The following is a 25790-nucleotide window of genomic DNA, read 5'->3' as shown; positions in this document are numbered from 1 at the left end:
AAGTTTCATCGTTCTCACCGGATGCCACGTTTTCTTGCTCTTTCTCTCTGTCTCCTCACCTCTGCAGCCTCCCCATTTTCCTTCGCTGCTGAGCCGCCGCCCAACATCCTCTTTGCCATCGCCGATGACTGGGGTCCGCACGCCAGCGCCTACGGCACGCCCTGGGTCAAGACACCCAGCTTTGACCGTGTCGCCAAGGAAGGCCTGCTCTTCCGTCAGGCCTACACGCCCAATGCCAAGTGCGCCCCCTCACGCGCCTGCATCCTCACCGGGCGCAATTCCTGGCAGCTCAAAGAAGCGGCCAACCACATCTGCTACTTCCCACCCGAATTCAAAGGCTGGGGCGAGGCCCTTGCTGAGAAAGGCTGGAACGTCGGCTACACCACCAAAGGCTGGGGCCCCGGCGTGGCCAACGATGCCAGTGGCAAGCCGCGCCAGATGACCGGCAAGCCCTACAACAAACGCCGCGCCGAAGCCCCCACACCCGAGATCCTGAACTGCGACTACGCCGCCAACTTCAGCGACTTCCTCGATGCCGCACCCGCAGGCAAGCCCTGGTGCTTCTGGTACGGCAGCGTCGAGCCGCATCGTGGCTACGAGTTTGGCAGCGGCGTCGCCAAGGGCGGCAAAAAGCTCACGGACATCGACCACGTGCCCGCCTACTGGCCGGACAACGACGTCATCCGCAATGACATGCTCGACTACGCCTTTGAGGTCGAGCACTTCGACCGCCACCTCGGCCGCATGATCGCCGACCTCGAAAAACGCGGTCTGCTGGAAAACACCCTCATCATCGTCACCGCAGACCACGGCATGCCCTTCCCGCGCAGCAAGGGAAATGCAAACGTGCAGGCCAATCACGTGCCCCTGGCCATGATGTGGAAAAAAGGCATCCTCCAGCCCGGCCGCACGCTGGCGGATTTCGTGAGCTTCGTCGATCTCGCTCCCACCCTCATCGAGGTCGCAGGCATGAAGTGGTCTGACACCGGCATGGCCGAGTCCCCCGGCCGCAGCCTCACCGACTTGTTTGCCAACAAGCCCGCGCATGCGCGTGACCACGTGCTGCTCGGCAAGGAGCGCACCGACGTCGGCCGCCCACACGACTGGGGCTACCCCATCCGCGCCATCGTGACGAAGGACAGCGTCTTCATCGAAAACTTCGAGCCCACCCGCTGGCCCGGCGGCAATCCCGAGACCGGCTACATGGACTGCGATGCCGGCGCCACCAAGACCTTCATCATTGATGCCCATCGCAAAAACCCCGCCGATCCCTTCTGGCAGCTCTGCTTCGGCCTGCGCCCCGGCGCCGAGTTCTACGATCTCAAAGCCGACCCCGATTTCGTCAATAATCTCCCTGCCGATCCCCGCGCCACCGCCTTGAAAACTCAGCTCCACGCCGAGCTCTCCCAGCAGGGAGATCCTCGCATGTCCGGTCAGGGTGCCATCTTCGATGAGTACAAACATGCCAGTCCCGGCAACGTCGGCTTCTATGAAAAATTCATGAGCGGCAAGCCCATGAAAGCCGGTTGGATCAATCCCACCGACATCGAACCCAAGCCCGTGCTGCCATGAGGATCCTGCTCTGTCTCTTCCTCTGCGTCCCCGCCTTTGCCGCGTCCAAAAAACTCACCGGCACCCAGCCGCTGCCGCCCATGCCTGCGGCGGCCTTCACCGTCGTCATCATTCCAGACACCCAGGCCTACACCGGCAAAGGCTGCAAGGCCACGCCTGACAGCACCGACCCTGTGACAAACAGCAACCTGGAGGCCCAGGTGAAGTGGATCGCTGCGCATCGCGAGGATCAAAACATCGTCTTCGTCAGCCACGTCGGAGACATCGTGGACAAAAACAACGCCAGCGAATGGGCCGTGGCCAGGCAGCACCTCGACACCCTGCGCGGCGTGGTCCCCTTCAGCCTCACCGTGGGAAACCACGACATGACCACCAAGGGCGACGCCCATCTGTTTCAGGAGCACTTCCCGGCCGCCAGCTTCAAAGACTACCCCTGGTATCTCGGCAGCTACACCCACACGCGCAAAGACCAAAACGTCTCCGCCAACAACGTGAACAGCGCCCAGCTCTTCAGCGCCGGCGGCATGGACTTCATCCACCTCAGCCTGGAGTGCAATGCACCTGATGACGTGCTCGCCTGGGCTGGCGACCTCCTCAGCAAAAACGCCTCACGCCGTGCGCTCATCACCACGCACATGGACCTCGGCATTCTCGACAAGCCCAAGACCGAGGAGGGCTTCATCCACGATCCCAAAGGCCGCATGCGCTGGGTCAAAATCCACGGCGCGCGCGGAAACACCGCCGAGCAGATGTGGGACAAGCTCTTCCGCAAGCACCCCAGCCTCCGCCTCATCTTCTGCGGAGACCAGAGCCGCGTCACCGCGCTGAAGCTCACCACCCCTTCAGACGACGGCCACCCCGTCACCTCCATGCTCACCGACTACCTCTCCCAGCCTGCACTGCGCCTCCTGCGCTTTGTGCCCGCAGAGAACCGCATCCACGCCCTCACCTACGATGTGGTGAACAACGTCCTCGTCTCCGACACCCCCTACGTGCACGAGCTCGACCAGCATCAGTTCACGCTCGACTACCCCATGCAGCCTGCTGCGAAATAAGCTTCTTCCGTCATGAAACTCCGCGCTCTTCTCATCGCCCTCTCGTCACTCTTCGCGCTGCCTGCAGCACACGCCGCTGCACCCAATATCCTCTTCGTCCTCTCAGACGACCACAGCTACCCCTTCATCCACTGCTACGGGCGCGAGGAGATGAAGACGCCCAACCTCGATCGCTTTGCCGCTGAGGGCATCATGTGCCGCCGCATGTTCACCGGTGCGCCGCAGTGCGTCCCCTCGCGCGCCACCATCATGACCGGCCGCTCACCAGTCGCCTGCCGCATGACGCGCTTCTCTTCGCCCCTGCCGCGCGATGAGATCACCTTTCCCGAGATCCTCAAAAAGGACGCCGGCTACTTCGTCGGCTGCTGCGGCCGCACGCATCATCTCGACGGTTCAGGCCGTGGCCCCGAAGCCTCCGCGCAGGTGTTTGATGAGCATCACATGATCACCTTCAAAGACCGCTTCGACTACGTGGACGCCAGCGGTCAGGACACCCTCCCCACCAAGATCAACGAGTTCTTTGATCAGAAGCCCAAGGACAAGCCCTATTTCCTCTGGGTCGGCTTCAGCGATCCCCACCACGCCTGGAACACCGGCAAAAATCCGCCCGATCCCGCCAAGCTCAAAGTGCCCGGCTTCCTGCCAGACCTCCCCGGCGTGCGCAGCGACCTCTCCGCCTATGAAGGCGAGATCGAGCATTGCGACGGCGACTTCCAGCGCGTGCTCGACCTCATCAAGGAGCGCGCCGGTTTGGAAAACACCCTCATCATTTTCATGGGAGACAATGGCATGGCCTTCCCCAGCGGCAAAGGCTCCCTGCACGATCCCGGCCTGAACGTCCCGCTGCTCGCCTGGTGGCCCGGTGTCATCCAGCCCGGCGGCGACTCCAGCGCGCTCATTTCCGGCGAGGACATCGCCCCCACCTGCCTTGAAGCCGCCGGCCTGCCCGTGCCCGAGCGCATGAGCGGCGTCAGCTTCCTCCCGCTGCTCAAAGGCGCCAAGTTTGAAAAAGAGCGCCAGCACATCTTCGCCGAGCGCGGCCCCCACGGCAGCGCCACCTTCAATGAAGGCACCACCGCCAGCGGCGTGGACTACAGCCGCTGCGTCCGCAGCGCCCGCTACAAGCTCATCTACAACGTCACGCCCAACCTCCGCTACACCCCCGTGGACAGCGGCGGCGATCCCAGCTGGAAGGACATCACCAAGGCGCACGAGGACAAGACTCTGGCCTCCGAGTTTGAAACAGTCTGGTTCACCAGCCCGCGCCCCGTCTATGAGCTCTACGACCTCCAAGAAGACCCCAGCGAGCTGCACAATCTCTACGGCCAGAAAGGCCTGGAAGCTGCCACGCTGGAGCTCAAGACCGCGCTGCAAAAGAAGATGATCCTCGACTTCGACTACCTCCCGCTCCCCATCGCCGGCGACGCCAGACCCAAAGGCAAAGCCAACGCGCAGGCCAAAAACAATCCCAACCGCGCCGAGCAGTTCAAGCGCCTCGACACCGACCACGACGGCAAGCTCACCCCGGCAGAATTCAGCGCCAAACGCGCCCCCGCCGATGCCGCCGCCTGGTTCAAAGCCCGCGACGTGGACGGCAGCGGCACCATCGATCAAGCCGAATACACCGCCGGCACCGTCCCCAATCCTCCGAATAAATAATCTTCATGAGAAGGCTGCTCCTCTCCGCACTGTTCTGTGTCCTCGGCGCTTCGATCCAGGCCGCTGACAAACCCAACATCCTCCTCGTTCTTGTGGATGACATGGGCTTCTCCGATCTCGGCTGCTATGGCAGCGAGATCGAGACACCGACCATGGACCGGCTGGCAGCCAATGGCGTGCGGTTTTCGCAGTTTTACAACACCGCCAAATGCCACTCCTCTCGCGTCAGCCTGCTCAGCGGGCGCTGGTGCAGGCAGGCGGGAGACGAGAGCCTCCAGCGCGCCGTCATCATTCCGGAGGTGCTCGCCCCTGCGGGCTACTTCACCGCCATGACCGGCAAGTGGCATCTCTCCCAAGAGCCCACCAGCTTCGGCTTTCAGCGCTACTTTGGTCATCTCTCTGGTGCTACAAACTACTATCGCGGAGACGGCACCTTCCGCCTGAATGGCGAAAAGTGGACCGTGCCCGACAAGGGCTTTTACACCACCACCGCCAATGTGGACCGCGCCATCGAGTTCATCAGCGAGGCACGCACCGCAAAGAAGCCCTGGTTCCAGTATGTCGCTTTCAATGCCCCGCACTCGCCGCTGCAGCCGCTTGAGCAGGATTATAAAAAGTACCTCGGCCGCTACGATGCCGGCTGGGACACCATTCGCGCCGCCCGTGTGTCAAAGCAGAAGCAGCTCGGCCTGCTGCCCACCAGTTTGGAAGAGTGTCCGCGTCCCGATCATGTGCGCGCATGGGATCAGCTCACACCCGAGCAGCGCACATGGGAGTCCCGCCGCATGGCCGCGTATGCAGCCTTGATCGACCGCATCGACCAGGAAATGGGCCGCCTCATTGCCAACATCGAAAAAGCAGGCGAACTCGACCACACGCTCATCCTCTTCTTTTCCGACAACGGCGCCTGTCCCTATGACCGCGCTCATCCCACGCCAGAGGTCCAGCCCTACGATCCTCAGTCCCACTGGAGCGACAGCACCGGCTGGGCCTGGGCGCGCAACTCACCCTTCCGCTACTACAAGCAGAACCAGTTTGAGGGCGGCATCTCCTCCCCCGCCATCATGCACTGGCCCGCAGGTTTGAAGCAGAAGCCCGGCGCTGTCATCGACACCCCCGCGCATCTCGTTGATGTCCTTCCCACACTCGCAGACATCACCGGCGCCAAAGTGCCGGAGACCTTTCCCGGCCGCGAGCCCACGCCCCTCGCGGGCATCTCACTCGCTCCCATCCTCGCGGGCAGGGAGCTCGCTGCGCGTCCGCCCATCCACTTGCTCTATTCCAGCGACCGCGGCCTGCGCGATGGCGAGTGGAAGCTCGTCAGCTTTCAGAGCCACCCCTGGGAGCTCTATCACATCTCCACCGACCGCACCGAACTCCACAATGTGGCCGCACAGCATCCGGACATCGTCCAGCGCATGGTCAAGCAGTGGCACGACATGGCCGCCAATGTCCTCCAGGTGCCTGCCAAGGAAAACAAACCCGTCGCCACCGAAGCCACGCCGCAGGTCAATCCACAGTGGACCCGCTTCGATGCCACACCCGGCAGCGGCAAGGAGAGGAAGAAAAACAAACGCAGCACTGCATCCGACACCGAGGCCAAGGCCGCACCTCCCCGCGCTCGCAAAGGCACCCAGCTTAAAGTCACCGAAAAGCAGCTCATCCTCCAATGCAGCGGTGAAGATCCCGGCCTTGCCTTTGAAAAGCTGCCCGTCGCCTCCCCCGGCCCCTACACGCTCACCTTCCGCATTCAGAGCCGCTCCTCCGGCCCCGCCGAGCTCTACTGGACCACCGATGCCGAAGCGATTCTCCCCAAGGGCAGACACCTCAACTTCGTGGTGCAGCACGACGGTGAATGGCACGAAATGACCCTCCGCATCGACGAACCCAAAACCCTCCACGCCCTCCGCCTCGACCCCTGCAGCGGAGAGGGTGAGGTGAAGATTGAAGCTCTCATGCTTAAAAGCGCAGACGGCAAGACGCTGGCGCAGTGGCCATGACTCTCAGCTGCTCATGATCAGCTCTCATGGCCGCGCACCACGCGAAGCAATTGCCCCGCTAGGTCGCCTGCTTGTTGAATCACAGCGTCAATCTTGCTGGCGAAGGCTGCATAGTCACGATTCTTGGTACAAACGATGATGCCAGAATGGCTGGCATCGTTGCGATGAAGACGCATGAAGTCCTTGCGGTTAAGGGTGATGATGCAGCGGCCTGTCTCCACGGCAAAACGCAGCACGGCATCATCTTCAATGCCTTGGTTCGACTTGCCCACATCGTGGGTGGTCAGAACATCATGGCCCAGAGTGCGCAGCCTCTGCACCACTTCGACGGGAAAATTCTCGTTCGCGTAGAGCCGTGCCATGGTCACTCTTCAGCCTCGTTTTCTTCAATCTCGCGGTTAATCTCGTGAAGATGGCGCTCCACATATCGCCATGCGTTGATCAGATCGGATGGCTTGAGCGAGGGGTAGTTGCGCAGAATCTCCTCCTCATCGGCCCCGAGCCGCCTCCAGGATTCCAGGGACCACACGGGTATCCGGGTGCCCGCGATCCTGGCCGAACCACCACAGACACGCGGATCAAACTCGATGCCCGGATGCTGGTCTGCCATGTCCGCAGCCATCCAGACAAACAGCTTGGCACGCTCCTGCCGTGGCATGGATGCCACGAGGGTCTGCGCTTGATCGAATGTCGTCGTCATCTTCGGAAATGATGCCTCATCGCCCGCAGGACGTCAACGGTCTGCAGAGGAGCACACATCCTCCACGCACCACACTTTGAAAACCCCGGTCTGCTTTGAGAGAGCCGTCGCTTCACCACGTTCCCATTCCCGCATGTCACGCCTCTTCATCGTCTTTCTGTTCTTCACTGTCTGCTCAGCTCTCCCCGCCCAGCAGACAAAGAGCCGGGCCAAGCCCAGCCAGGCAAACACCGACGACATGTGGGTGGCCTCGCCTGTGTCGGAGCTCCCGCCAAACGTCACGCACCACACCCTGCGCAGCACCTCGATGCAGCACGAGGTGGGCTACTGCATCTACCTGCCGCCAGGGTATGCCAAGGACACCGGTCGGCGTTATCCGGTCATCTACCATCTCCATGGCGCAGGTGGCAATGAGGTGCGCAGCGTGTATTCCGCCAGCGTGCTGCACGAGGGCATCGTGGCTGGCCGGCTGCCGGAGATCATCATGGTCTTCCCCAATGGCGGGCGCTCCACCATGTACCAGGATTCTGCAGACGGCCGCTTCATGGCGGAGACGATGATGATCAAGGAGCTCATTCCGCATATCGATGCAGCTTATCGCACCATCGCCGAGCGCAAGGCTCGCTGCATCGAAGGCTTCAGCATGGGCGGGCGCGGTTCCACCAATCTCGCCATGAAGTTCCCGCAGATGTTTGCCTCCCTCTTCAATCAAAGCGGCAATGTCTATCATGTCTCCGATGCCTCCAATCTGCCCAATCCCTACCTCGGAGACGATCCCGAACGTCTCAGAGCCAACGATGCCTTCCTCAACCTCGCCAAAAATCTGCCCGACATCAAAGCAGGCCTGCGCATCCAGGTTGCCTGCGGCACGGCGGACCCCGACCACCTCGTCACCGTGCGTCAGTATCACCAGGCGCTCACTCAGGCGGGCGTCCAGCACAGCTACTTCGAAGTCGAAGGCCTGGATCACAATCAGAAGAAGATGATCGACGGCCGCAAATCGACGTGGTTCGATTTCCACATCGAATCACTCAAGCTCAACCAGGTCCCGCTTCACTACCTCCAGCCATGAAACACCTCCTCCTCTTTCTCTCCCTCGCCCTCCCACTCCACGCCGACTTCATCACCCCGCTCTTCTCCGACGACTTCTCTCGTGATGAAGCCACACCCGGCAAGGAGGACATCGGCAATGGCTGGACCAGCAACAGCGCCTGGCGCGCCAAAGGCCACCAGCAGGTCGATCTCATCGACGGCCACATGCACGTCACCAAGCACGCCGAGGCCGACCACGGCGTCGCCATCTTCCATGCGGCCGAGTTTCAAGACGGCATCGTGCAGCTCAAGTTCCGCCTCGGCGAAGGCGATGACCTCGGTGTCGATTTCGTCGATCGCGAGCTCAAAACAGTGCACGCCGGACACCTCTGCATCGCCCGCGTCACCAACAAGTCCGTGACCATCACCGACTCCAAAACCGGCGGCATGGACAATGAAATCCGCGCCCGCCGCGAGAAGGGAGACAAATCCCCCGAACTGGCCGCGCTGCTCAAATCCAAAACCAGGACCTTCAAGCTCGACCTCAAGCCCAACGAGTGGCACACCATGAACATCAAGATCGTCGCCGATCAGATGACCGTCCGCATCGACGACCTGGAAGCCGTCTCCTTCACCAGCGCCGGCATCGCCCACCCCACCAAGCGCATGATCACCCTCGCCGTGAACAAATCCGCCGACGTGGATGACGTGAAGGTGTCCAAGCTGAAGTGAGTCGGTGATATGTGAGCAAGAAACAGAATGAATGTCTGTTTTCATCGGGCCATGCGTGCCCTGCTTCTTCTCCTCGTGTTTAGTTCACCGCTCTTTGCGGCGAAGACCAATGTCCTGCTCATCATGGCGGACGATTTGCGCGACTTCGGCGGCGCTTACACCAAAGAGGTGGTCAAGACACCGAACCTCGACCGCCTGCGCGCACGCGGCACGTCTTTCGAGCGCGCCTACGTTCAGTACACGGTCTGCAACCCAAGCCGCAGCTCCATGATGGCGGGGCTGCGCGCCGAGCAGACGGGCATCGTGGATAACAATACTCGCCTCCGCGAGCGCATGCCGGATGTCATCACCCTGCCGCAGCTCTGCAAGGAGCAAGGCTGGCAGTCGCATGCGTTTGGAAAATTGTTTCACCTGGGTGGCGGCAAAAATCCTGAAGCCCGGCAGCAGTGGATGGATGCCGGGCACTCCTGGCACACGGCGCAGGCTTTTGAAGCGACCAAGACCGGCCGCAAGATGATCGAGGGCCGCAATGTATCCGGCGGCGTGCTGCCCTGGTGCGCCTGGGGGGCGGCCGACGGCACAGATGAGGACCAGCCCGACGGCCAGATCGCTGCCGCCACGGTGGCGATGATCGAAAAGCTCGGCGACCAGCCCTGGTTCATCGGCTGCGGTTTCATGAAGCCGCACGATCCCTTCATCGCTCCCAGAAAGTACTTCGACATGTACCCGTCGGAATCACTGAAGATCTGGAAAGACCCCGCAAACACAGACCCGGTTCGCAAAGAGTCTGTGGGCTTTGGCGAACTCGGCACGGCCTTTGCCAAATTCACCGATCAGGAATGGCGCGAGCTCCTTCGCGCCTACTGTGCCTGCACGACCTTCATGGACGCACAGCTGGGCCGCGTGCTCGATGTGCTGGATCAAAAGCAGCTCTGGGACAAGACGATTGTCATCTTTGTGGGGGATCACGGCTACCACACGGGCGAGCGTCTGTGGTGGAATAAGAACACTCTCTTCGAGCGCTCCTGCCATTCCCCGTTCATCATCGCCGCGCCCGGCATGAAGGGCGGTCAGGTCAGCCAGTCGCTCGTCGAATTCGTGGACCTCTACCCAACGGTGGCTGATTTCTGTGCTTTGAAGATGCCCCATCAGGGCGCTGGAGTCAGCCTGCGGCCGGTGCTGCAAGACCCAGCTGCCAGCGTGAAGGACGCCGCCTTCACCCTCGTCTCCCGCAGTCCAAAGCTGTATGGCCAAAGCGTGCGCACTTCCCGCTGGCGCTTCACCCTCTGGAGCGATGGCCAGGCGGAGCTCTACGACCACGATGCGGATCCGGAAGAGCTTCACAACGTCGCGTCACAGCATGCCGGGGCCGTCAGTGATCTGGGTGGCAAACTCCGGACTCTGCCTGCATTCAGGCCATGAAACATTCCGTCGATGGATGATGTAAAGGTATCCAGGCTCAAGCGAGCATCTCACTCCCTCCATGCGCTGCATTCTCCTGTTCAGCCTCCTCGCCACCGCCGCTCTCGCTCAACCATCGCACGAGGTCGTCCCCGGCTGGCCGCAGCTTCCAGAAGGCCACACTCTCGGCCTCTGCGCCGGAGTGGGTGTCGATGCACAAAACCGCGTGTTCGTTTTCCATCGCAGCGGCCGCGTCTGGACCAAGCCCTTTCCGAAAGAGCCCATCGCCGCACCCACCGTCAGCGTGTTTGAGGGGGCCACAGGCCGTCTTCTCAGCACCTGGGGTGCAAACCGCTTCATCATGCCGCATGGGCTCACGGTGGATCACACCGGCAATCTCTGGCTCACCGATGTAGGCCTGCATCAGGTCTTCAAATGCTCGCCCTCAGGCGAGGTGCTGCTCACGCTGGGAGAAGCTGGCGTGCCCGGCGATGACACCTCACATTTCAATCTGCCCACCGATGTGGCCGTGCTCCCAGACGGCTCCTTCTATGTCAGCGACGGCTACCAAAACACACGCGTGCTGAAATTCTCCGCCGCAGGCCGCTTCGAGTTTCAGTGGGGCACCAAAGGAAAGGGGCCGGGCCAGTTTCACCTGCCGCACGGCATCACGCTGGATCACCAGGGCCGCGTCATCGTCTGCGACCGCGAAAACGAGCGCCTTCAGGTCTTCGACGCCAAAGGCACCTTCCTGCACGAATGGAAAGGCCCGCAGATCGGCAAGCCCTACGGCATCGCCACCAGTCCCGACGGCCACCTCCTCGTCATCGATGGCGGCTCACCATCCCTCAAGCGCGAGCTGCGCGGCAAGGCCGTTGAACTCGACCTCACAGGCCAGATCCTCGACACCTTCGGCAGCTATGGCAAAGAGGCCGGTCAGTTCCAGCTTGGTCATGACATCGCCGTTGGTCCGGACGGTGCGGTGTATGTGGCGGAAGGCAGCGGCGCGCGAGTGCAGAAGTTTGTGCGCAAGAAAGCCGCGGAGTGACTGTTTATGCACGGCATGAGACCCCTCCTCGCAGTTGCTCTGGTTTTACTCGGTGCGCAGCCCTCCTTCGCGGCGGTGCCGGGGGCGGAATCACTGGCCAAGCTCATCGCGCATGAGTTTGACACGAACTCGGATGACATCCTCGACGAGGGAGAATGGCAGAACGGCATCTCCGGAAGCTTTGACAAGATGGATGCGAACCGTGACGGCTCCATCAAGACCGAAGAAGTGGACCGGCTGAGCAATGACATCTCGGCGGAGGCAGGAGACATCGGCGGGGCGATCATTGTGGCGCTGATCAAGCAGGTGCTGCTGACTCTGGACACCGACAAGGACAAGGCCGTGAGCCGCAAGGAGTATGACACGCTGACGGATGGCATCTTTACCAAACTCGATGCCGACAAGAACAGCAGCCTCACGCTTGCGGAGTTGTCCGAGCTGCCTGTGAAAATTTTGGCGAAGTGATGTCTGTGCCAGCTGGTCCGGTGTTCGAACCAAGGGTTTGCTGCGAAACCATGGAGCACGGCGGCGTACTCTCCCGCACCATGACCAACCGCCGCCGCTTTCTTGCCACCACCACCTCGGCTCTCGCTTTTCCGTTCATCGCACGTGCCGCCGCGCCTGCGGCGAAGATTCTCGAAACGAAGGTGATCTCGCATCAGCCGGAGTATTACCACGGCTGGCCCACTGTGGTGCGCCGGCAGAATGGCGAGCTTTGGCTCTCGTGGTCGGGCGGTCGTGAGTCGCACGTGTGCCCTTTTGGACAGGTGCATGCGATGACTTCGAATGACAATGGCGCCACTTGGACGTGGCCACGCGTGCTGCTGGACACCGCCACGGACGACCGAGACTCCGGAGTGCTGGAGACAGCAAAGGGCACGCTCATCGTCTCCACCTTCACCTCCCTGGCCTATGAGGACTCGTTTAAAAAAGCCGCCGCCATGGCGGAGCACACGGACAAAGGCTGGATCACCAAAGCCATGCCGGCGGAACGCTACGCGAAATGGAAGGCGGCCCATGAGCGCCTGAACGATGCGGATCGCAAAGCCGAGCTGGGCGAATGGATCATCCGCTCCACTGACGGCGGCAAGTCTTGGTCCACTCGCATCCCCACCATCGTGAACAGCTCTCACGGCCCCATCCAGCTCAAGGACGGGCGCCTGCTCTATTTGGGCAAACAGCTCTGGACCGGAGATAAGAAAGTGGGTGTGGCGGAGTCGAAGGATGACGGCGCCACCTGGCAGTGGCTCGCGGAAATTCCCACGCGCAAAGGAGACGCGGCCTCCAATGCTTACCACGAACTGCATGCGGTGGAGGCTGCGGACGGAACGATCATCGCGCAGATTCGCAATCACAATGCCGCGAACAAAGGAGAGACCTTGCAGACCGAATCCACCGATGGCGGCAAGACCTGGAGCGAGCCGCACAGCATCGGCGTATGGGGCCTTCCTTCCCATCTCCTGCGTCTGCGCGATGGCCGCCTGCTCATGACCTACGGCTACCGCCGCAAGCCCTACGGCAATCAGGCGCGCATCAGCAGCGACAATGGGAAGACGTGGGGCGAAGCGATGATCATTTCTGGCGACGGCATCGGCGGAGATCTCGGCTACCCCAGCACCGTGGAGCTTGCCGATGGCACGCTGCTCACCGTTTGGTACGAGACCATGAGGGAGCCAAAGCTCGCCGTGCTGCGGCAGGCGACGTGGCGCATCGAGTGAGAAGTGATACGCTCTTGTTTCCGAGCCTGATCCTGCCATGAAGTTTCCTCTGCTCCTGTCCAGCCTTCTTGTGCCGCTGTGCCTGCTGCGTGCGCAGACCGCGCCGCCTGCACAGCTAAAACTCACCGCACCTCTTGAGCACCAGGTGATCCAGCGCAGCAGCAAAGACAAAGGGAGCGTCCGCATTGCCGGCAGTGCGGACGCCTCAGTCGTCGAAGCGCGCATAGGCTCAAGCGGCGACTGGAAGCGGCTCGATGCGAAGTTTGAAGCCGGCCATTTCACCGCAAGCTTGGACGCACCCGCAGGTGGCTGGTTCCGGCTTGAAGTCCGTGCCTTGGAGGCTGGCACGGTGACCGCTGCTGCAGCCGTCGAACATCTCGGAATCGGTGAAGTGTTTATCGTGGCCGGTCAGTCAAACTCGGCGAATCATGGCGCCGAAAAGCAGCACAACGAAGGCTCCTTCGCATCTTTTGATGGCCGGAGCTGGCATGTCACCGATGATCCCCAGCCTGGCGCCAGCGGAAATGGCGGCAGTTTCATGCCGCCGCTGGGCAATGCCCAGGCCGCGAAGTTTGGCGTACCCGTAGGCTTCATCCCCTGCGGCATTGGTGCGACCAGCGTGCGCGAGTGGCTGCCCAAAGGCGCCACTTTCCCAAACCCGCCAACGATTGAGTCACGTGTGCAAAAGTTTGCGAATGGAGAATGGGAGAGCAAGGGGCAGGCCTACGAGACTCTGGTGCAGCGCATGAAAGCTGTCGGCCCCAAAGGCTTTCGTGCCGTGCTCTGGCACCAGGGCGAGAGTGATGCCAATCAGAAGGACACGACACGCACGCTGCCCGGAAAGCTGTATCGCGAGTATCTGGAGAAGATCATTCGCACCTCACGTCAGGAGATCGGCTGGGAGGCGCCGTGGTTCGTTGCGCAGGTCAGCTATCATGTGCCGGGAGACGAAGCGTCTCCAGACATCCGTGCGGCGCAGGCATCGCTGTGGAAGGACGGTGTCGCATTCGAAGGCCCGGACAGCGATGCGCTCAAAGGAGATCTCCGCGAGCGCAATGGCCAGGGTGTGCACTTCAGCGCCGCGGGCCTGCGTGAGCACGGTGCACGCTGGGCTGCTCAGATCATCCCGTGGCTCGAGAAGGAATTGAAATGAGTCACTCGCGGCGGGGATTCTCGCTGATGTAAGTCCCCAGCGCGCGCCCAAGACCGGCACCGATTTTGCCATAGCCTTCCACGGACATCAGCGGGCTGTTCCAGCCTGTTTCCAGTGTCACGGAGATCGTGGCATTGCCCGTGTGGTCGCGCACCCAGCCGCTGCTCATGCGCGCACGCTCTTCATCTGTTTTCACATAGGTGGCGAAGCGGTATTTGGGCTCCACCTTGAGCGGCTCGATGATGCTGTCGGCGGCGATCTGGATCCAGCGCTGGTAGTTGCGCTGCTGCACGCCGGTCATGCGTTCGAAGGCAAAGGGGCCGAAGAAAAAGATGGGATCGCTCGCGCCGGGATTGTGCAGGTCGATGAAGACATCCAGCCCATGCTTGGAGTGAATGTCCCGGATCATGCGCTGCGCCGCGGCCACTTCAGGGTAGACCGGTTCATCGGCCCAGTCGCGATTGTGATCGCGCGGCACGGCTTCTTTTCCGCCGGCGCCCATGGCGGCGTTGTCCACATCCATGATGGGAATGAAATGGAGACAGGTGTTGGCGCGCAGAGCCTTGGCCTCATCACTGGCATACCATTGGATGAAGCCGCGCCCCACCTGGCTGCCGCCCGCCTCCCACGCGTGCTGCCGCGAGCCGACCCAGACCTGATGCGCGGCGTTTTCAGCGCCGATGCGAATGCCGATCACGGGACGGCCACCACGTGTCTTCGCCAGTTCAAAGCGTTTGGCCTCCGGCAACTTCGCGGCGATGCCTGCGAGCAGCTTCTCTGCATCCGCCGGCACAAATGGCGGCCCCCAGGCCAGGGACATCTGCGCGCCTTCTGCCTTGATAGAGTAGCGCATCACCTTCTCCGCACTCAGCGTGCCGGGAGATGACGGTTTCCAGGCTTCGCCATCGAGGCTCAGCCACGCACACTTGGGCTGGCACCAGGCTGCGGCGAGCACGGTCCCCTCGCGATAGGGTTTGCTCTGCGCCTGCACTTCCAGGGTAAAAGTCTCTCCCGCCGTGAGACCTTCCAGTTTGAACGACCACCAGCAGGGCCAGCCGCGCCCTTCGTGGAGTGCAGGCATGATGCGCAGCGTTTTCGTGGCCTGATCCAGCGTCACCACCTCGGCATTGCCGCCTTCGAAATCCGTACGCACACTGAGCTCGGCGTGGGCCGCGATGGCAAAGAGAGGAAGAAGACACAAGCGTTGAATCATCCTCACTCAACGTCACGTTCTGGCTGCATGAAGCATTTGCATCTCTCTTTTTTCATTCTCGCCACCTCGAGCCTTGCTGAATCCAACTGGCCGCAGTTTCGTGGCGAGGGCGGGCTGGGCATCGGCACGGGCAAACCACCGGTGGAATTCAATGCGCAGAAGAATGTGAAGTGGCAGGTGGAGGTGCCGTTTGGGCATTCGTCTCCCTGCCTCTGGCAGGACAAGATCGCGCTCACAGGTCTCGATGGCGGCAAGCTGGTGACGTTTTGTCTGAGCCGGAAGAATGGACATGAGCTATGGCGCGCCGCGGCACCGGTGGAGAAGGTGGAAGGGGCGCATCGCATCGGCAGTCCGGCCACGCCGACGTGCTGCACAGATGGTGAACGTTTGATTTCCTACTTCGGCTCCTACGGTGTGCTGGCCTATGACTGGAATGGAAAGGTGCTATGGCAGAAGCCGCTGCCGCCGCCGATCGTGGAGTTTGGCACGAGTTCCTCTCCGATCATCGCGGATGGCAAAGTCATCATCGTGGCGGATCAGGATGTGGGGAGCTACATGATCGCGCTGGATGTGAAGACGGGTGCGGAGGTGTGGCGCGTGGACCGCAGCGAATTCCGCCGCAGCTTTTCCACGCCGTTTGTGTGGCGGCATGATGGAGTGGAGGAACTGATCGTGAGCGGATCGCTCTGGACACGCAGCTACGATCTGAAGGATGGCAAGATGCGCTGGTCCGCGGGCGGCATGGCGCGTGTGTCCAACACCAGCCCCACCGCGCTGGGAGATGTGTTGCTGGTCTGTGGCTGGAATGCCGGGGGCGATCCCGATGACCGTGTGGAGATGGAGCCGCATGAGGCCTTCCTCGCCGCTCGTGACGCGGACAAAAACGGCCTGCTGAGCGAGACGGAGTTTCCCGAAGGACCGCTGCAAGATCGCTTTAGCATCATCGACGCAGACAAAAACGGCACAGTCAACAAGGCCGAATACGATGCGATGCGTGCCATCTTTGCCCAAGCGGCAAACCAGCTCTTTGCCATCAAGGCCGGCGGCAGCGGAGACATCACTGATACCCATGTGATCTGGCGGCAGACGAAGCACCTGCCGTATGTGTTTTCACCAGTGGTCGCCAATGGCCGTCTTTTCACTGTGAAGGGTGGTGGCCTCGCCTCCGCGTATGACGCGAAAAGCGGCAGCCCGATTTTTCAAGCGGAGCGCCTGGATGCGTCGGGTGAATACTATGCCTCCGCCGTGACTGCTGACGGCCATGTGTATGTGACGTCTCAGCGTGGAGTGGTCTCCGTGATGGATGCGACGAGCGACACGCTGAAAGTGCTGGCAAAAAATGATCTTAAAGAGCCGGTGTTTGCCTCCCCGGCGATCGTGGATGGCGTGATCTACGTGCGCACGAACAAGCACTTGTTTGCCTTTGTTCAGTGAGCCGCTTCGTCGGGAGCGGCGTCAAACATGCTGGGCCTCGTTTTCATCAGCAGCCAGAACAGCGCGGCTCCGGCATACAGCGCCGTGAAGCAGATTAGCACCGCATCCCAACCGCCGGCATGCGCCAGCAGCCAGGGCACCACCACTGGAAACGCGGCCGCACCGAGATTGCCGCACATGTTCATCACGCCGCTGATTGTCGCCACGTGTGACCCGCCCACATGCATCATCACCGTGCTCACGCAGGGATTTCCCACCGCCGCGCAGAACATGCCGAGGCTGATGATCAGCACCGCAGTGAGTGCATGGCTGACAAACCACGCCGAGAACACCAGGCAGGCGCATACGAAGAGCGCGATCGCGGCGATCCCCTGTCTCGCCAGGCGCTGGCTTCCCGTCTTGCGCAGCACCGCATCGGACACCGCGCCGCCGAGAAGTGATCCCGTCAAATCGCCGACAAGGGGCAGTGCGGTGAGCCAGCCGGAGGTGATCAGCTCCACACCACGCGCCTCCTGCAGATACGTGGTGAACCAGCTGCCGAAGAAGATGTAGCCCGCAGATCGAAACGCCTGCTGCACGCAGATGCACCACATCGCCGGACTCGTGATGAGGAGACGCCATGGCACTGCGGGAGGCTTTGCATTCGCCTTGGCGGTTTTATTTGAATCCGCCGTGATCAACTGCCGCTCCGTTTCATTCACCGCCGCATGTTCCGCCGGATCATTGCGATACCATCGTGCAAACCACACAGCCCACATGATGCCCGGCAGCGCATACCACAGAAACATCGGCCGCCAGCCGCAAGCGATGATCAGCCAAGCCGTCAGCGGCGCGCCTACAATGCTGCCTGCCGACATGAACCCGCCAAATGCGCCCGAGGCGAGCCCCTGCCCCGCGCGTGGAAACCAGCGCGCCATCACCGCGATCGCCACTGGCACCAGTCCCGCCTGCGCCACGCCGACAAGCGCGCGAGACACCAGCATGGATGTAAATCCGCCCATGCCAAACAACGCAGTGGCCAGCGACCACAGCACCGCAAACAGCGGCAGAGCCCGTCGCGCCCCCAGACGCAGCGAAAGCGCCGCCGCGGGGATCTGACACAGCGCATACGACCAGAAAAACGCGCTGCTCAGCCACCCGGACTGCTGCTTCGTCAGCCCCAGGTCCGTGCGGATGGTGCTCTCCGCCGTCCCCACCGCATTGCGCGTCAGATAGGCCAGCGCCGCGGCCATGCAAAGGCCGAAGAGAACGATGAAGCGGGTGCGGGTGGGTTTCATGGCAGCAAAATCACCAATCCGTCACGGCACCATCGGGGCTGAATTCGCGTAGGACGATCTCCTGCTGGAAGGGATGTTTTTTCACCTCCGCTTCGTTGATGGTGATGCCGAGACCGGGCTTCGTATTCGGGCGGACGATGCGGCCCTGTTTTTCGATGGTGAATCCTTCCTCTACCACGTCCTGCCGCCAGGGCACATCGTTGTGCACGGTTTCGCAGATGATGTAGCTGGGCTGTGAGAAGCCAAACTCCAGTGATGCGGCGGTGCTGACGGGGCCTTGCGGATTGTGCGGTGCGAGGGAGATGCGGTGCGCCTCCGCCAGCGCGGCAACGCGTTTGGCCGCGCTGAGCCCGCCGCAGTGCGTGATGTCGAGCTGGCAGATCTCCACTGCGCGTTTTTCGAACATGTCCTTGAAGGCTTCCAGATTCGTCACGCGCTCGCCGCTGGCCACGGGTGTGGTAAGTGCGGCATTGATGCGGGCCAGGCCGTCCACGCACTCCGGCCAGCAGGGTTCTTCGAAGAAGTAGAGGCCGAAGTCGTCGAGAGCTTTGCCAAATTTGAGCCCCATCGCGGGAGAGGGCCGCGCATGGCAGTCCACCATGATGTCGATGTCCGGCCCCACGGCCTCGCGCATGGCGGCCACGGCAGCGGCGGCAGCGCGCACGGGCTTCTGGCCCTCGATCGGCATGGTGCTGGGCACCGCCATGCTTTTGAAGGCGGTGTAGCCATCCGCCACAGCGGCCTGAGCCAGTTCGGCAAAGCGTTTGGCGTTGTCGGCAGGCGTTTGATAAAAGTCTTCCATCTTGCCACCGCCGAGATGGCAGTATGTGCGCACAAAATCACGCACCGGTCCGCCGAAGACCTTGGAGAGCGGCATGTTCGCCACTTTGCCCACGATATCCCACAGAGCGAGATCGATGCCTGCGATGGCCGTGGCGCGCACGATGCCGTGCCCGTGCCAGAAGTGCTGCCGGTACATCACCTGCCAGAGGTACTCCACCCGCGTGGGATCTTCACCAATGAGCAGGTGTGACATGTCCTCGATCGCGCCGACGATGCTGCGCGTGTGCCACTCCAGCGTCGCCTCTCCCCAGCCGATGAGACCGGGCTGATCCGTGACGACTTTGACAAAGACCCAGTTTCGCATCCGGGCATGGCAGACGAGTGTTTCGATGGCGGTGATTTTCATGAGGCGATGTGGTTGGAAATGGATTCGATAAGTTGCTCCAGGCTGCCCGCCGCAACAACGGCGATGCTCTCCTGGTAGATCCCAGTGTCGTAAAGCTCGCGCGGCGGCAGGTAGGAGGCACCCCAGTCCGCAGCGATGGTGGCCAGGAGGATGACCTTCTCTGGAAAGCGGCGGCGAAGTTCGGTTTGCAGCACGCTGTAGTGCTCTCCCTGCACGCCTACCCACACGGCATCGCCCATTTGCCAGAGCACGACTTGCAGCGGAAAGCGATCTCCCGGCGGCATTTGGTGAAGCTTGTGGAGCTGGCGAGTTTTGCGCTCGCTCATCGCCCGGCAGTCCGCGGCGAGGGCCTCATCGCCCGCAGCACGCGCGGTGGCTTCGGCCGCTTGGAAATGATCCAGCTCGGCCTGCACCTGCGCCACGGTGGGCTGGCCGGGACGGTAATGCAGCGGCTCATGCCAGCGCTGAAGTTTCCACTCGGCCTTGGTTTCCAGATCCATCTTTTCGTGCTTCCACGCACCAAGTGTCGCACCGGAGACGACGGCACCCTGATAAACAAAGGTCGTGCCTGCCGCGGGCAGAGCGGTGAGGGCGGAGAGAGCCGCATAGCCCAGCTCGCGCCCATTGCGGTCCGCCACGGCGGTGTCGCCGACGAAGCCTTCGCGCGGGCCCAGTTCACCGCTGGCGCCTTGCAGAAAGAGGCAGGGCGCGCCGGTCTCACGCTCCACCAGCTCGCGCATCGCGCCGATGTAGTCGGGGCTGATGAGTGTGTTTTCCCACGCGAGTGTGGTCGGATGGCAGGCATAGTTCACGATGCTGGCCAGCACTTTCCCGTCATCCGCCGTGACGCGTGCCACGATCACGCTGTCATCCACAGGCACGCCAGGATTGTGACCGCAGATGTACTGTTTGCCGTCCCAGAAATCGCGTTGCGTGGCCAGACCGCAGCGGCCACGGCCGTAAACGATGCCCGCAGGCACCAGCGAGGCCATGCACTGCCGCACGAGCCTGCCTGCCTTCTCGCCCAAGGCATCAAGATAAGGCGGTATCAGATCACCCCCTGGCAGCGCCGCACGGTCCAGGCCCATAAGGCCGGCGCCGTGAGTGTGAGAAAACACGACGAGCACTTCCTCCCGCGCCACGCCACCGATCTCCGCAGCCCGTGCCACCAGCTGCGCATGCTCCGTGGCTCCCATCACGCAATGATCCAGCGCCAGAAGAATTTGCCGCTGCTTTCCCTCCATATTCGCAAACACCGCCACCGTGGCGCGCAGCGGCCGGTGCACACCGGTGGCACGCTCGTGCTTCGCCGCCCCCCACATGCGGTGGTAGATGTCCGCAGGCGGTGTTATGTCACACCATGAGAGCGCGAATTGGCAGCGGCTTTGCGGCGCGGGGTCGTCGGTGCGGGAGGGCTGGCGCATGGGACTTGGTAAAATGATGAAGGGTAAAATGATGGAATGGCCTGAATCCTTCAAAACATCCTTTTACCCGCCATTATTTTACCATCGGTTGCTCGTTCTATCTGAAGCTGCTGCCGAGTCTTCTGGTATGTACGTCGGACCAGAAATGATTTGATCATCTGGGTGCGTAGTTCTGCCATGAAGCTGATTCTTTGCTCCTGCCTGGTTCTTGGCTCCTTTTCGGCATTTGCTGCCGACGCCATGGACATCGGATCGCGCCGTGAATTGTTTGTGGATGATTTCCTCATCGGCCAGCTCACCGGCAAGGCCGAGCAGCGGCTGCACCAGCCCCAGATCCAGGAGATCGTGCTGACGCATGATGCGCCTTGGGAGGGCAGCGGCAGTGGCTATCACAGTGTCTTCAAAGACGGAGACAAGTATCGCATGTACTACAAGAGCTGGCAGCTCACCGTTACGCCACCGGGCAAGGTGAATACTGGAGAGCACCCGCTCTTCACCTGCTACGCGGAGAGCGATGATGGCATCCACTGGAGCAAGCCCGAGCTGGGCCTGCATGAGTTCAAAGGCTCGAAGGCCAACAACATCGTCATCCCTCACGGAATGATGGGAAAGGTGAACCCAGATGGCGGACACCCCGCCGTATTCAAAGACGAAAATCCCGCATCACCCGCAGATGCGAAATACAAAGCCATCGTGCGCTCCAATTCACCGAAGGGCCTGCTGGCGCTGAAGTCGCCCGATGGCCTGCGCTGGTCCCCCATGGCTGACGCACCGGTCATCACCGATGGCGCGTTTGATTCGCAAAACCTCGCCTTCTGGGATGCACAGAGCGGCGTGTATCGCGCCTACTGGCGCTACTTCACCGCAGGCACCACCGACGAAAAAAACTGGAAGCCCTCGGGAGACCGCGCCATCCGCACCGCCACCTCCAAAGACTTCCTCCACTGGGAAAACCAGCACGACCTCACCTATGTGGACTCCCCATCCGAGCAGCTCTACACCAATCAGGTCAAGCCCTACCACCGCGCGCCACATCTGCTGCTGGGTTTTCCCACCCGCTACACCGAGCGCGGCTGGTCAGACAGCATGCGCGCACTGCCAGAGCGCGAGCACCGCGAATGGCGCTCCAAGGCCAGCGACCGCTACGGCATGGCCATCACAGAAGGCCTCTTCATGGCAAGCCGTGACGGCGTGAAGTTCAAGCGCTGGAACGAAGCCTTCCTGCCACCTGGCATCGAGCGCCCCGGCACCTGGAACTATGGGCATCAATACATCGCCTGGCATCCGGTGGAGACCAAGTCCGCGCTCGAAGGCGCGCCGAATGAGCTGAGCCTCTACGCCACCGAAAGCTACTGGACGGACAAGAGCAGCGCCCTGCGCCGCTACACGCTGCGGCTGGACGGCTTTGTCTCCATCCACGCGCCCATGAGCGGTGGCGAACTGATCACCAAACCGATCACCTTTAAAGGCAAGGCACTCACGCTAAACTTCGCCAGCTCCGCCGCCGGCGGCATTCAGGTAGAGATCCAGGATGCAGACGGCAAGCCTGTCCCCGGCTTCACACTCGCCGACTCCCAGCCCGTCTTCGGCGATTCCCTTGACCGAACCGTCACCTGGAAAACCGGCCCCGATGTGAGCGCCCTCTCCGGCAAACCCGTGCGCCTCCGCTTTGTGCTGAACGACGCGGATTTGTACGCGCTGAAGTTTGAGTGAAGCAGTCCTGTTCCGGTTGGAACAGGGATTAGCTCGAACGGAGAAAAGAAGCGGGAGATCCCGCGAGCGTCCCCATGTTGCACAGCAACAACGCTACTTTGATGCGCCGGCGATGGTCAGACCGAAACGATAACGTGTCAGCGCCTTGTCACCTGTGCGTGTTAGCACGTCCTTGGATGCAGCTTCGCGCAAATCGCGGCTGGCACTGGCGGAAGAGAGTCCGGTAAAGTGCTGGAGGTAGTCTTTGCGTGAGAAGATGCGTTTGCCAAAATGCCTGCGTGCCTCGGTCATGCGCTCCTCGCTGCTCATGCGAGTGCGCTGAGATGTGCCCGCCTGCTGCAGGACGTGGAGTGTCAGCTCAAGCGCGAACTCGATGAAGGCGGTGGATTTGCCCGCCTTATCGCAACGATCCAGAACGGCGTAATAGTCCGCCTGCCGGTCACGAATGGCGGACTCCACCGGAGCCTGGGCAAAAAGAGGGTGGTGCTGCTGAAGAATGAGACTGTGCCACAAGCGGCCCATGCGTCCGTTTCCATCTTCAAACGGATGAATGAACTCCATCTCATAGTGACACACTGCGGCACGAATGAGCGCGGGAGTTTCGTCGTCAGCATCCACCCAGTCGAGCAGGTCCTGCATCAAGCCGGGCACGCGTGCCGCGGGTGGCGCCACGTGCGCGATGACATTTCCTTTCGCAATGCCGACTCCCTTGCTGCGCCAGGCTCCCGCGCGTGGCACGAGCCCTGCCATCATGACCTTGTGCGCCGCCAGCAGGTGCTTCGCCGAGCCCGGCCGCCACTTCGGCAGCTTCTCATAGCAGGCGATGGCGTTTTTCACCTCCAGCAGATCGCGTGCAGGAGCCAGCACCCGCCGGCCCTCCAGCAGCGCAGTGACCTGTTCTTCAGACAAAGTGTTGCCTTCGATCTGCAGGCTCGCCTGAATCGTTCGCACCCGCATGGAGCGCCGCAGCATCGGACTGGCAGGGGCCATCTGCGCCCCTTCATGCCGGCCCAACAGTCGCTCGATTTCCGCGAGCAGCCGTGCCGAGCGTGGGGTGACTTCAAAAGGCGGGCGCATAAAATGATAGTATCAAATGATACTATCGCCTCAAGGGCTTGGAAACGGGTTCTTTAAAAATCGCATGCAACACGCCGCAGGCTGTGGCATCCTACCCGCGTTATTATTCTATGAGCTACATAATGGTTGATGTGGAGTCGGATGGTCCGATTCCGGGAGATTACTCGATGATTTGTTTTGGTGCGGTGGTGGTGGAGCCGGGGCTGAGCCGCACGTTTTATGGGCAGTTGCGTCCGATTTCGGAGCGCTTCATTCCGCAGGCGCTGGCCGTCAGCGGATTCACGCGAGAGCAGACGCTGCAGTTTCTGGAGCCTGTGGAAGTGATGCGAAACTTTGCTGAATGGCTGCGCGGCGTCTCCAAAGACCGTCTCATCTTCATCGCCGACAACAACGGTTTCGACTGGCAGTTCATCAACTGGTACTTCCACCACTTCACCGGCAGCAATCCCTTCGGCTTCTCGTCCACCAATCTAGGCAGCTTGTACAAGGGAATGGTGAAGGACACGTTTCAGACCTTCAAGCACCTGCGCCGCACGAAGCACACGCACCACCCGGTGGATGATGCGATTGGGAACGCGGAGGCGCTGCTGACGATGAAGGATGAGATGGGGCTGAAGATTAAATTGTGATATTCCACCTTCATGAGTTCACTGCCCACACATCTACTTGATCAGCTCGAGAGCTTTCTGAGAACATGTGAATTTTCGGAGCGCGATTGTCAGATTATACGAGAAGCGGCATCTGAGTGCTGGTACCTACATATCAGGAAGGAAGATTGTCACATGCTCGGCGGCAGCAGAATGTGCGGCATACCTGATTTGCCTCTAGGAATGAAATGGCCGCAAAGCCACCGCGGCCCGCTTGATTTTGTCATGCAGGTCCGGCTTGATGAGGTTTCCGGGACCTTGCCCTTTGGTATGCCAGGTCTCGGCATGCTATACTTTTTCGTGGAGGACGATGAGCTGGCCAGAAATGTGAAGCACAAGCTTATCTGGGTCGAGGATGTTTCAGAGATCGAGGTCTCAAAGAATCTGGCCCAACCGGAAACGTATCCAGGCAGCCTTTCGGAAGGCACCCCGATCCCTCATAAGATAGAGATCGTGCATGGAGTCGATGTGCCGATTTGGTGCTTGTCTAACTTGGATTGTAACGAAAGAGAGGATTCTACCGATCTAAAAGCCAAGTTCGAGTCGCTTTTGAAAGGCACTACAGATCAGGAGGGCACGGTAGGAAAGCTCTTTGGACATCAACCACGGAGCAATAATGGTGCCCTCCAATGCATCGCTTTGCTTTCCTTGAGCTCGAGCGAGTTCAAACCACTATCAGCGGTGGATCATGATGTTTGGGGGCGTTTGGAGGCAGCAAGAGAAGCTTATGCAGACTCACCAGAACAGATTGAAAAGGAGATGAATGAGTGGTGTCAGCTTTTGCAGGTCGATTCCAACTTCGAAGTAGGTTACAACATCTGGGATGCGGGTTCTTACCAAGTGATGGCGCGCTGCTCGGATATCGCAAAGCGAGATTTTTCAAAATCACATGCCATGCTTGAGACTTGCTGAGAAGTTCCGTAAGCGCGTAGCGCTGATACAACCGTAGCCGTGGGTGCCAACCCACGGTCAGCGTGCACCTCATCGTGATCAATCTCGTGGAACTCGTGGAACCGCGTAGCGGTGATACCAACCTCCGCTGCTCCATCTGCTCCATCGCTCCGCATGTCATCCCGTTACGCGAGGTATTTGTCGTCATATTTGATCCGCGCCGCGCTCAGCATGCGGCGATATTCAGCCAGGTAATCGGTTTGCTGGTGATGAATCTGTTGGTCTTTGATGTAGCGGATAACGGCGTCCTGTTCGCCGGCGGAAACCGTGAAGGCACCGTAGCCGTCCTGCCAGCCGTCGAAGGCGGGAAAGATGCCTTCTTCTTTGATCCAGCGGCTGGTGCCGGTTTTGAGTTCACGCATGTAGTCGGCCAATGCGAGCGATGGGTGCAGGCTGGTGAGGATGTGGACGTGGTCGTCCATGGCATTGATGCGGTAGAGGTGGCAGTGGAGTTGTTGATGGATGCCCCAGACGTAGCGGAAGAAGTCTTCGCGCCGGGCTTCACGCAGGACCGTGGCACGATCCTTGGTGGAGAACACGATGTGATACAGGATCTGCGTGTAGGTGTTGGCCATGGCGGGAGGAGGCGATGGGGGTGGCGGAGGTTTGTGTCACCGCTACGCGGTTCCACCGGATGGGCAATGGTGGTTTGCGGGCGTACCGTGGGTTGGCACCCACGGCTACGGTTGTGTCAGCGCTACGCGCTTATGGGTTGAGGGGGCCAATAGGAGAGTGCGGAGGTTGGGAGATCGTGTGCGCTCGAGTGAGCGCGACATGCCAGCACAGCAGGCGCAA

The 25790-nt window shown here is 61.1% G+C and carries 23 protein-coding genes; 15 read left to right on the top strand and 8 right to left on the bottom strand.

Features of this window, described 5'->3' with window-relative positions; genetic code table 11:
* Positions 1 to 21 precede the first annotated feature (21 nt).
* The 4 genes from ACILSO_RS14220 to ACILSO_RS14205 are packed head-to-tail and all read left to right on the top strand — an operon-like array spanning position 22 to position 6286.
* Positions 22 to 1572: a sulfatase gene (locus tag ACILSO_RS14220; RefSeq protein ID WP_395738088.1), complete on the top strand. Its 1551-nt coding sequence runs from the start codon at positions 22 to 24 to the stop codon at positions 1570 to 1572.
* The gene (locus ACILSO_RS14215) at positions 1569 to 2627 is read left to right on the top strand and encodes a metallophosphoesterase (protein ID WP_395738087.1); all 1059 of its coding nucleotides are present in this window, start codon (positions 1569 to 1571) and stop codon (positions 2625 to 2627) included. Before ACILSO_RS14220 ends, ACILSO_RS14215 begins: the two co-directional genes overlap by 4 nt.
* Before the next feature lie 12 nt (positions 2628 to 2639).
* Positions 2640 to 4286 carry a sulfatase-like hydrolase/transferase gene (locus ACILSO_RS14210; RefSeq protein WP_395738086.1) on the top strand — a complete coding sequence of 549 codons (1647 nt, stop codon included), beginning with the start codon at positions 2640 to 2642 and terminating at the stop codon, positions 4284 to 4286.
* A gap of 5 nt (positions 4287 to 4291) precedes the next feature.
* A complete protein-coding gene (locus ACILSO_RS14205) occupies positions 4292 to 6286 on the top strand; it encodes an arylsulfatase (protein ID WP_395738085.1) in 1995 nt (664 codons plus the stop codon).
* A gap of 17 nt (positions 6287 to 6303) precedes the next feature.
* Here the strand turns inward: ACILSO_RS14205 and ACILSO_RS14200 are convergent, their stop codons facing one another.
* Together ACILSO_RS14200 and ACILSO_RS14195 are read right to left on the bottom strand one after the other, a co-directional pair.
* A complete protein-coding gene (locus ACILSO_RS14200; protein ID WP_395738084.1) occupies positions 6304 to 6648 on the bottom strand; it encodes a DUF5615 family PIN-like protein in 345 nt (114 codons plus the stop codon).
* A gap of 2 nt (positions 6649 to 6650) precedes the next feature.
* Positions 6651 to 6986 carry a DUF433 domain-containing protein gene (locus ACILSO_RS14195; RefSeq protein ID WP_395738083.1) on the bottom strand — a complete coding sequence of 112 codons (336 nt, stop codon included), beginning with the start codon at positions 6984 to 6986 and terminating at the stop codon, positions 6651 to 6653.
* A 133-nt stretch (positions 6987 to 7119) separates the two neighbouring features.
* On the opposite strand from ACILSO_RS14195, the gene ACILSO_RS14190 reads away from it, so the two are divergent.
* The 7 genes from ACILSO_RS14190 (at position 7120) to ACILSO_RS14160 (ending at position 14070) form a co-directional block, all read left to right on the top strand.
* Positions 7120 to 8058, top strand: a complete 939-nt coding sequence (locus tag ACILSO_RS14190) for an alpha/beta hydrolase (RefSeq protein WP_395738082.1) — start codon at positions 7120 to 7122, stop codon at positions 8056 to 8058.
* The gene (locus tag ACILSO_RS14185) at positions 8055 to 8750 is read left to right on the top strand and encodes a family 16 glycoside hydrolase (protein ID WP_395738081.1); all 696 of its coding nucleotides are present in this window, start codon (positions 8055 to 8057) and stop codon (positions 8748 to 8750) included. The genes ACILSO_RS14190 and ACILSO_RS14185 overlap by 4 nt, the downstream gene beginning before the upstream one ends.
* A 51-nt stretch (positions 8751 to 8801) precedes the next feature.
* Positions 8802 to 10172 (top strand): sulfatase, encoded by a 1371-nt coding sequence (locus tag ACILSO_RS14180; protein ID WP_395738080.1) that lies wholly within the window; start codon positions 8802 to 8804, stop codon positions 10170 to 10172.
* Between the two features lie 61 nt (positions 10173 to 10233).
* Entirely contained in the window at positions 10234 to 11199 is a 966-nt protein-coding gene (locus ACILSO_RS14175; RefSeq protein WP_395738079.1) for a peptidyl-alpha-hydroxyglycine alpha-amidating lyase family protein, read from the top strand.
* A gap of 15 nt (positions 11200 to 11214) precedes the next feature.
* The gene (locus ACILSO_RS14170) at positions 11215 to 11664 is read left to right on the top strand and encodes a hypothetical protein (RefSeq protein WP_395738078.1); all 450 of its coding nucleotides are present in this window, start codon (positions 11215 to 11217) and stop codon (positions 11662 to 11664) included.
* Between the two features lie 80 nt (positions 11665 to 11744).
* The gene (locus tag ACILSO_RS14165) at positions 11745 to 12917 is read left to right on the top strand and encodes a sialidase family protein (RefSeq protein ID WP_395738077.1); all 1173 of its coding nucleotides are present in this window, start codon (positions 11745 to 11747) and stop codon (positions 12915 to 12917) included.
* Between the two features lie 37 nt (positions 12918 to 12954).
* A complete protein-coding gene (locus ACILSO_RS14160; RefSeq protein ID WP_395738076.1) occupies positions 12955 to 14070 on the top strand; it encodes a sialate O-acetylesterase in 1116 nt (371 codons plus the stop codon).
* A gap of 1 nt (position 14071) precedes the next feature.
* Here ACILSO_RS14160 and ACILSO_RS14155 read toward each other — a convergent pair whose 3' ends face one another.
* Complete coding sequence (locus ACILSO_RS14155) at positions 14072 to 15271, bottom strand: M14-type cytosolic carboxypeptidase (RefSeq protein ID WP_395738075.1); 1200 nt, start codon at positions 15269 to 15271, stop codon at positions 14072 to 14074.
* A gap of 39 nt (positions 15272 to 15310) precedes the next feature.
* On the opposite strand from ACILSO_RS14155, the gene ACILSO_RS14150 reads away from it, so the two are divergent.
* On the top strand, positions 15311 to 16717 hold the full coding sequence (locus ACILSO_RS14150; protein WP_395738074.1) for a PQQ-binding-like beta-propeller repeat protein: 1407 nt from the start codon (positions 15311 to 15313) through the stop codon (positions 16715 to 16717).
* Here ACILSO_RS14150 and ACILSO_RS14145 read toward each other — a convergent pair.
* From ACILSO_RS14145 to ACILSO_RS14135, 3 genes are read right to left on the bottom strand one after another with little or no spacing between them, the layout of a single operon-like run.
* Positions 16711 to 17994: an MFS transporter gene (locus ACILSO_RS14145; protein WP_395738073.1), complete on the bottom strand. Its 1284-nt coding sequence runs from the start codon at positions 17992 to 17994 to the stop codon at positions 16711 to 16713. The two genes, ACILSO_RS14150 and ACILSO_RS14145, sit on opposite strands and share 7 nt — an antisense overlap.
* Positions 17995 to 18004: 10 nt before the next feature.
* Complete coding sequence (locus tag ACILSO_RS14140) at positions 18005 to 19183, bottom strand: enolase C-terminal domain-like protein (RefSeq protein WP_395738072.1); 1179 nt, start codon at positions 19181 to 19183, stop codon at positions 18005 to 18007.
* A complete protein-coding gene (locus ACILSO_RS14135; protein ID WP_395738071.1) occupies positions 19180 to 20607 on the bottom strand; it encodes a hypothetical protein in 1428 nt (475 codons plus the stop codon). Before ACILSO_RS14135 ends, ACILSO_RS14140 begins: the two co-directional genes overlap by 4 nt.
* 177 nt (positions 20608 to 20784) lie before the next feature.
* Here ACILSO_RS14135 and ACILSO_RS14130 point away from each other — a divergent pair, with 177 nt between their 5' ends.
* Positions 20785 to 22320, top strand: a complete 1536-nt coding sequence (locus ACILSO_RS14130; RefSeq protein ID WP_395738070.1) for a hypothetical protein — start codon at positions 20785 to 20787, stop codon at positions 22318 to 22320.
* Between the two features lie 93 nt (positions 22321 to 22413).
* Here the strand turns inward: ACILSO_RS14130 and ACILSO_RS14125 are convergent, their stop codons facing one another.
* Entirely contained in the window at positions 22414 to 23397 is a 984-nt protein-coding gene (locus tag ACILSO_RS14125; protein ID WP_395738069.1) for a Fic family protein, read from the bottom strand.
* Between the two features lie 110 nt (positions 23398 to 23507).
* Here ACILSO_RS14125 and ACILSO_RS14120 point away from each other — a divergent pair, with 110 nt between their 5' ends.
* Both ACILSO_RS14120 and ACILSO_RS14115 read left to right on the top strand, forming a co-directional pair.
* The gene (locus ACILSO_RS14120; RefSeq protein WP_395738068.1) at positions 23508 to 24026 is read left to right on the top strand and encodes an exonuclease; all 519 of its coding nucleotides are present in this window, start codon (positions 23508 to 23510) and stop codon (positions 24024 to 24026) included.
* A gap of 12 nt (positions 24027 to 24038) precedes the next feature.
* Complete coding sequence (locus tag ACILSO_RS14115) at positions 24039 to 24956, top strand: DUF1963 domain-containing protein (protein WP_395738067.1); 918 nt, start codon at positions 24039 to 24041, stop codon at positions 24954 to 24956.
* Positions 24957 to 25120: 164 nt separating this feature from the next.
* Here the strand turns inward: ACILSO_RS14115 and tnpA are convergent, their stop codons facing one another.
* Positions 25121 to 25570 (bottom strand): IS200/IS605 family transposase, encoded by a 450-nt coding sequence (gene tnpA / locus ACILSO_RS14110; protein ID WP_395738066.1) that lies wholly within the window; start codon positions 25568 to 25570, stop codon positions 25121 to 25123.
* Positions 25571 to 25790 lie beyond the last annotated feature (220 nt).

Origin of the sequence: Prosthecobacter sp., assembly GCF_044226605.1 — a bacterium.
In the GTDB taxonomy this organism is placed as follows: Bacteria; Verrucomicrobiota; Verrucomicrobiia; order Verrucomicrobiales; family Verrucomicrobiaceae; genus Prosthecobacter.
The sequence above is the reverse complement of the archived record's forward strand: the minus strand, read 5'-3'. Positions and strand labels throughout refer to the sequence as shown.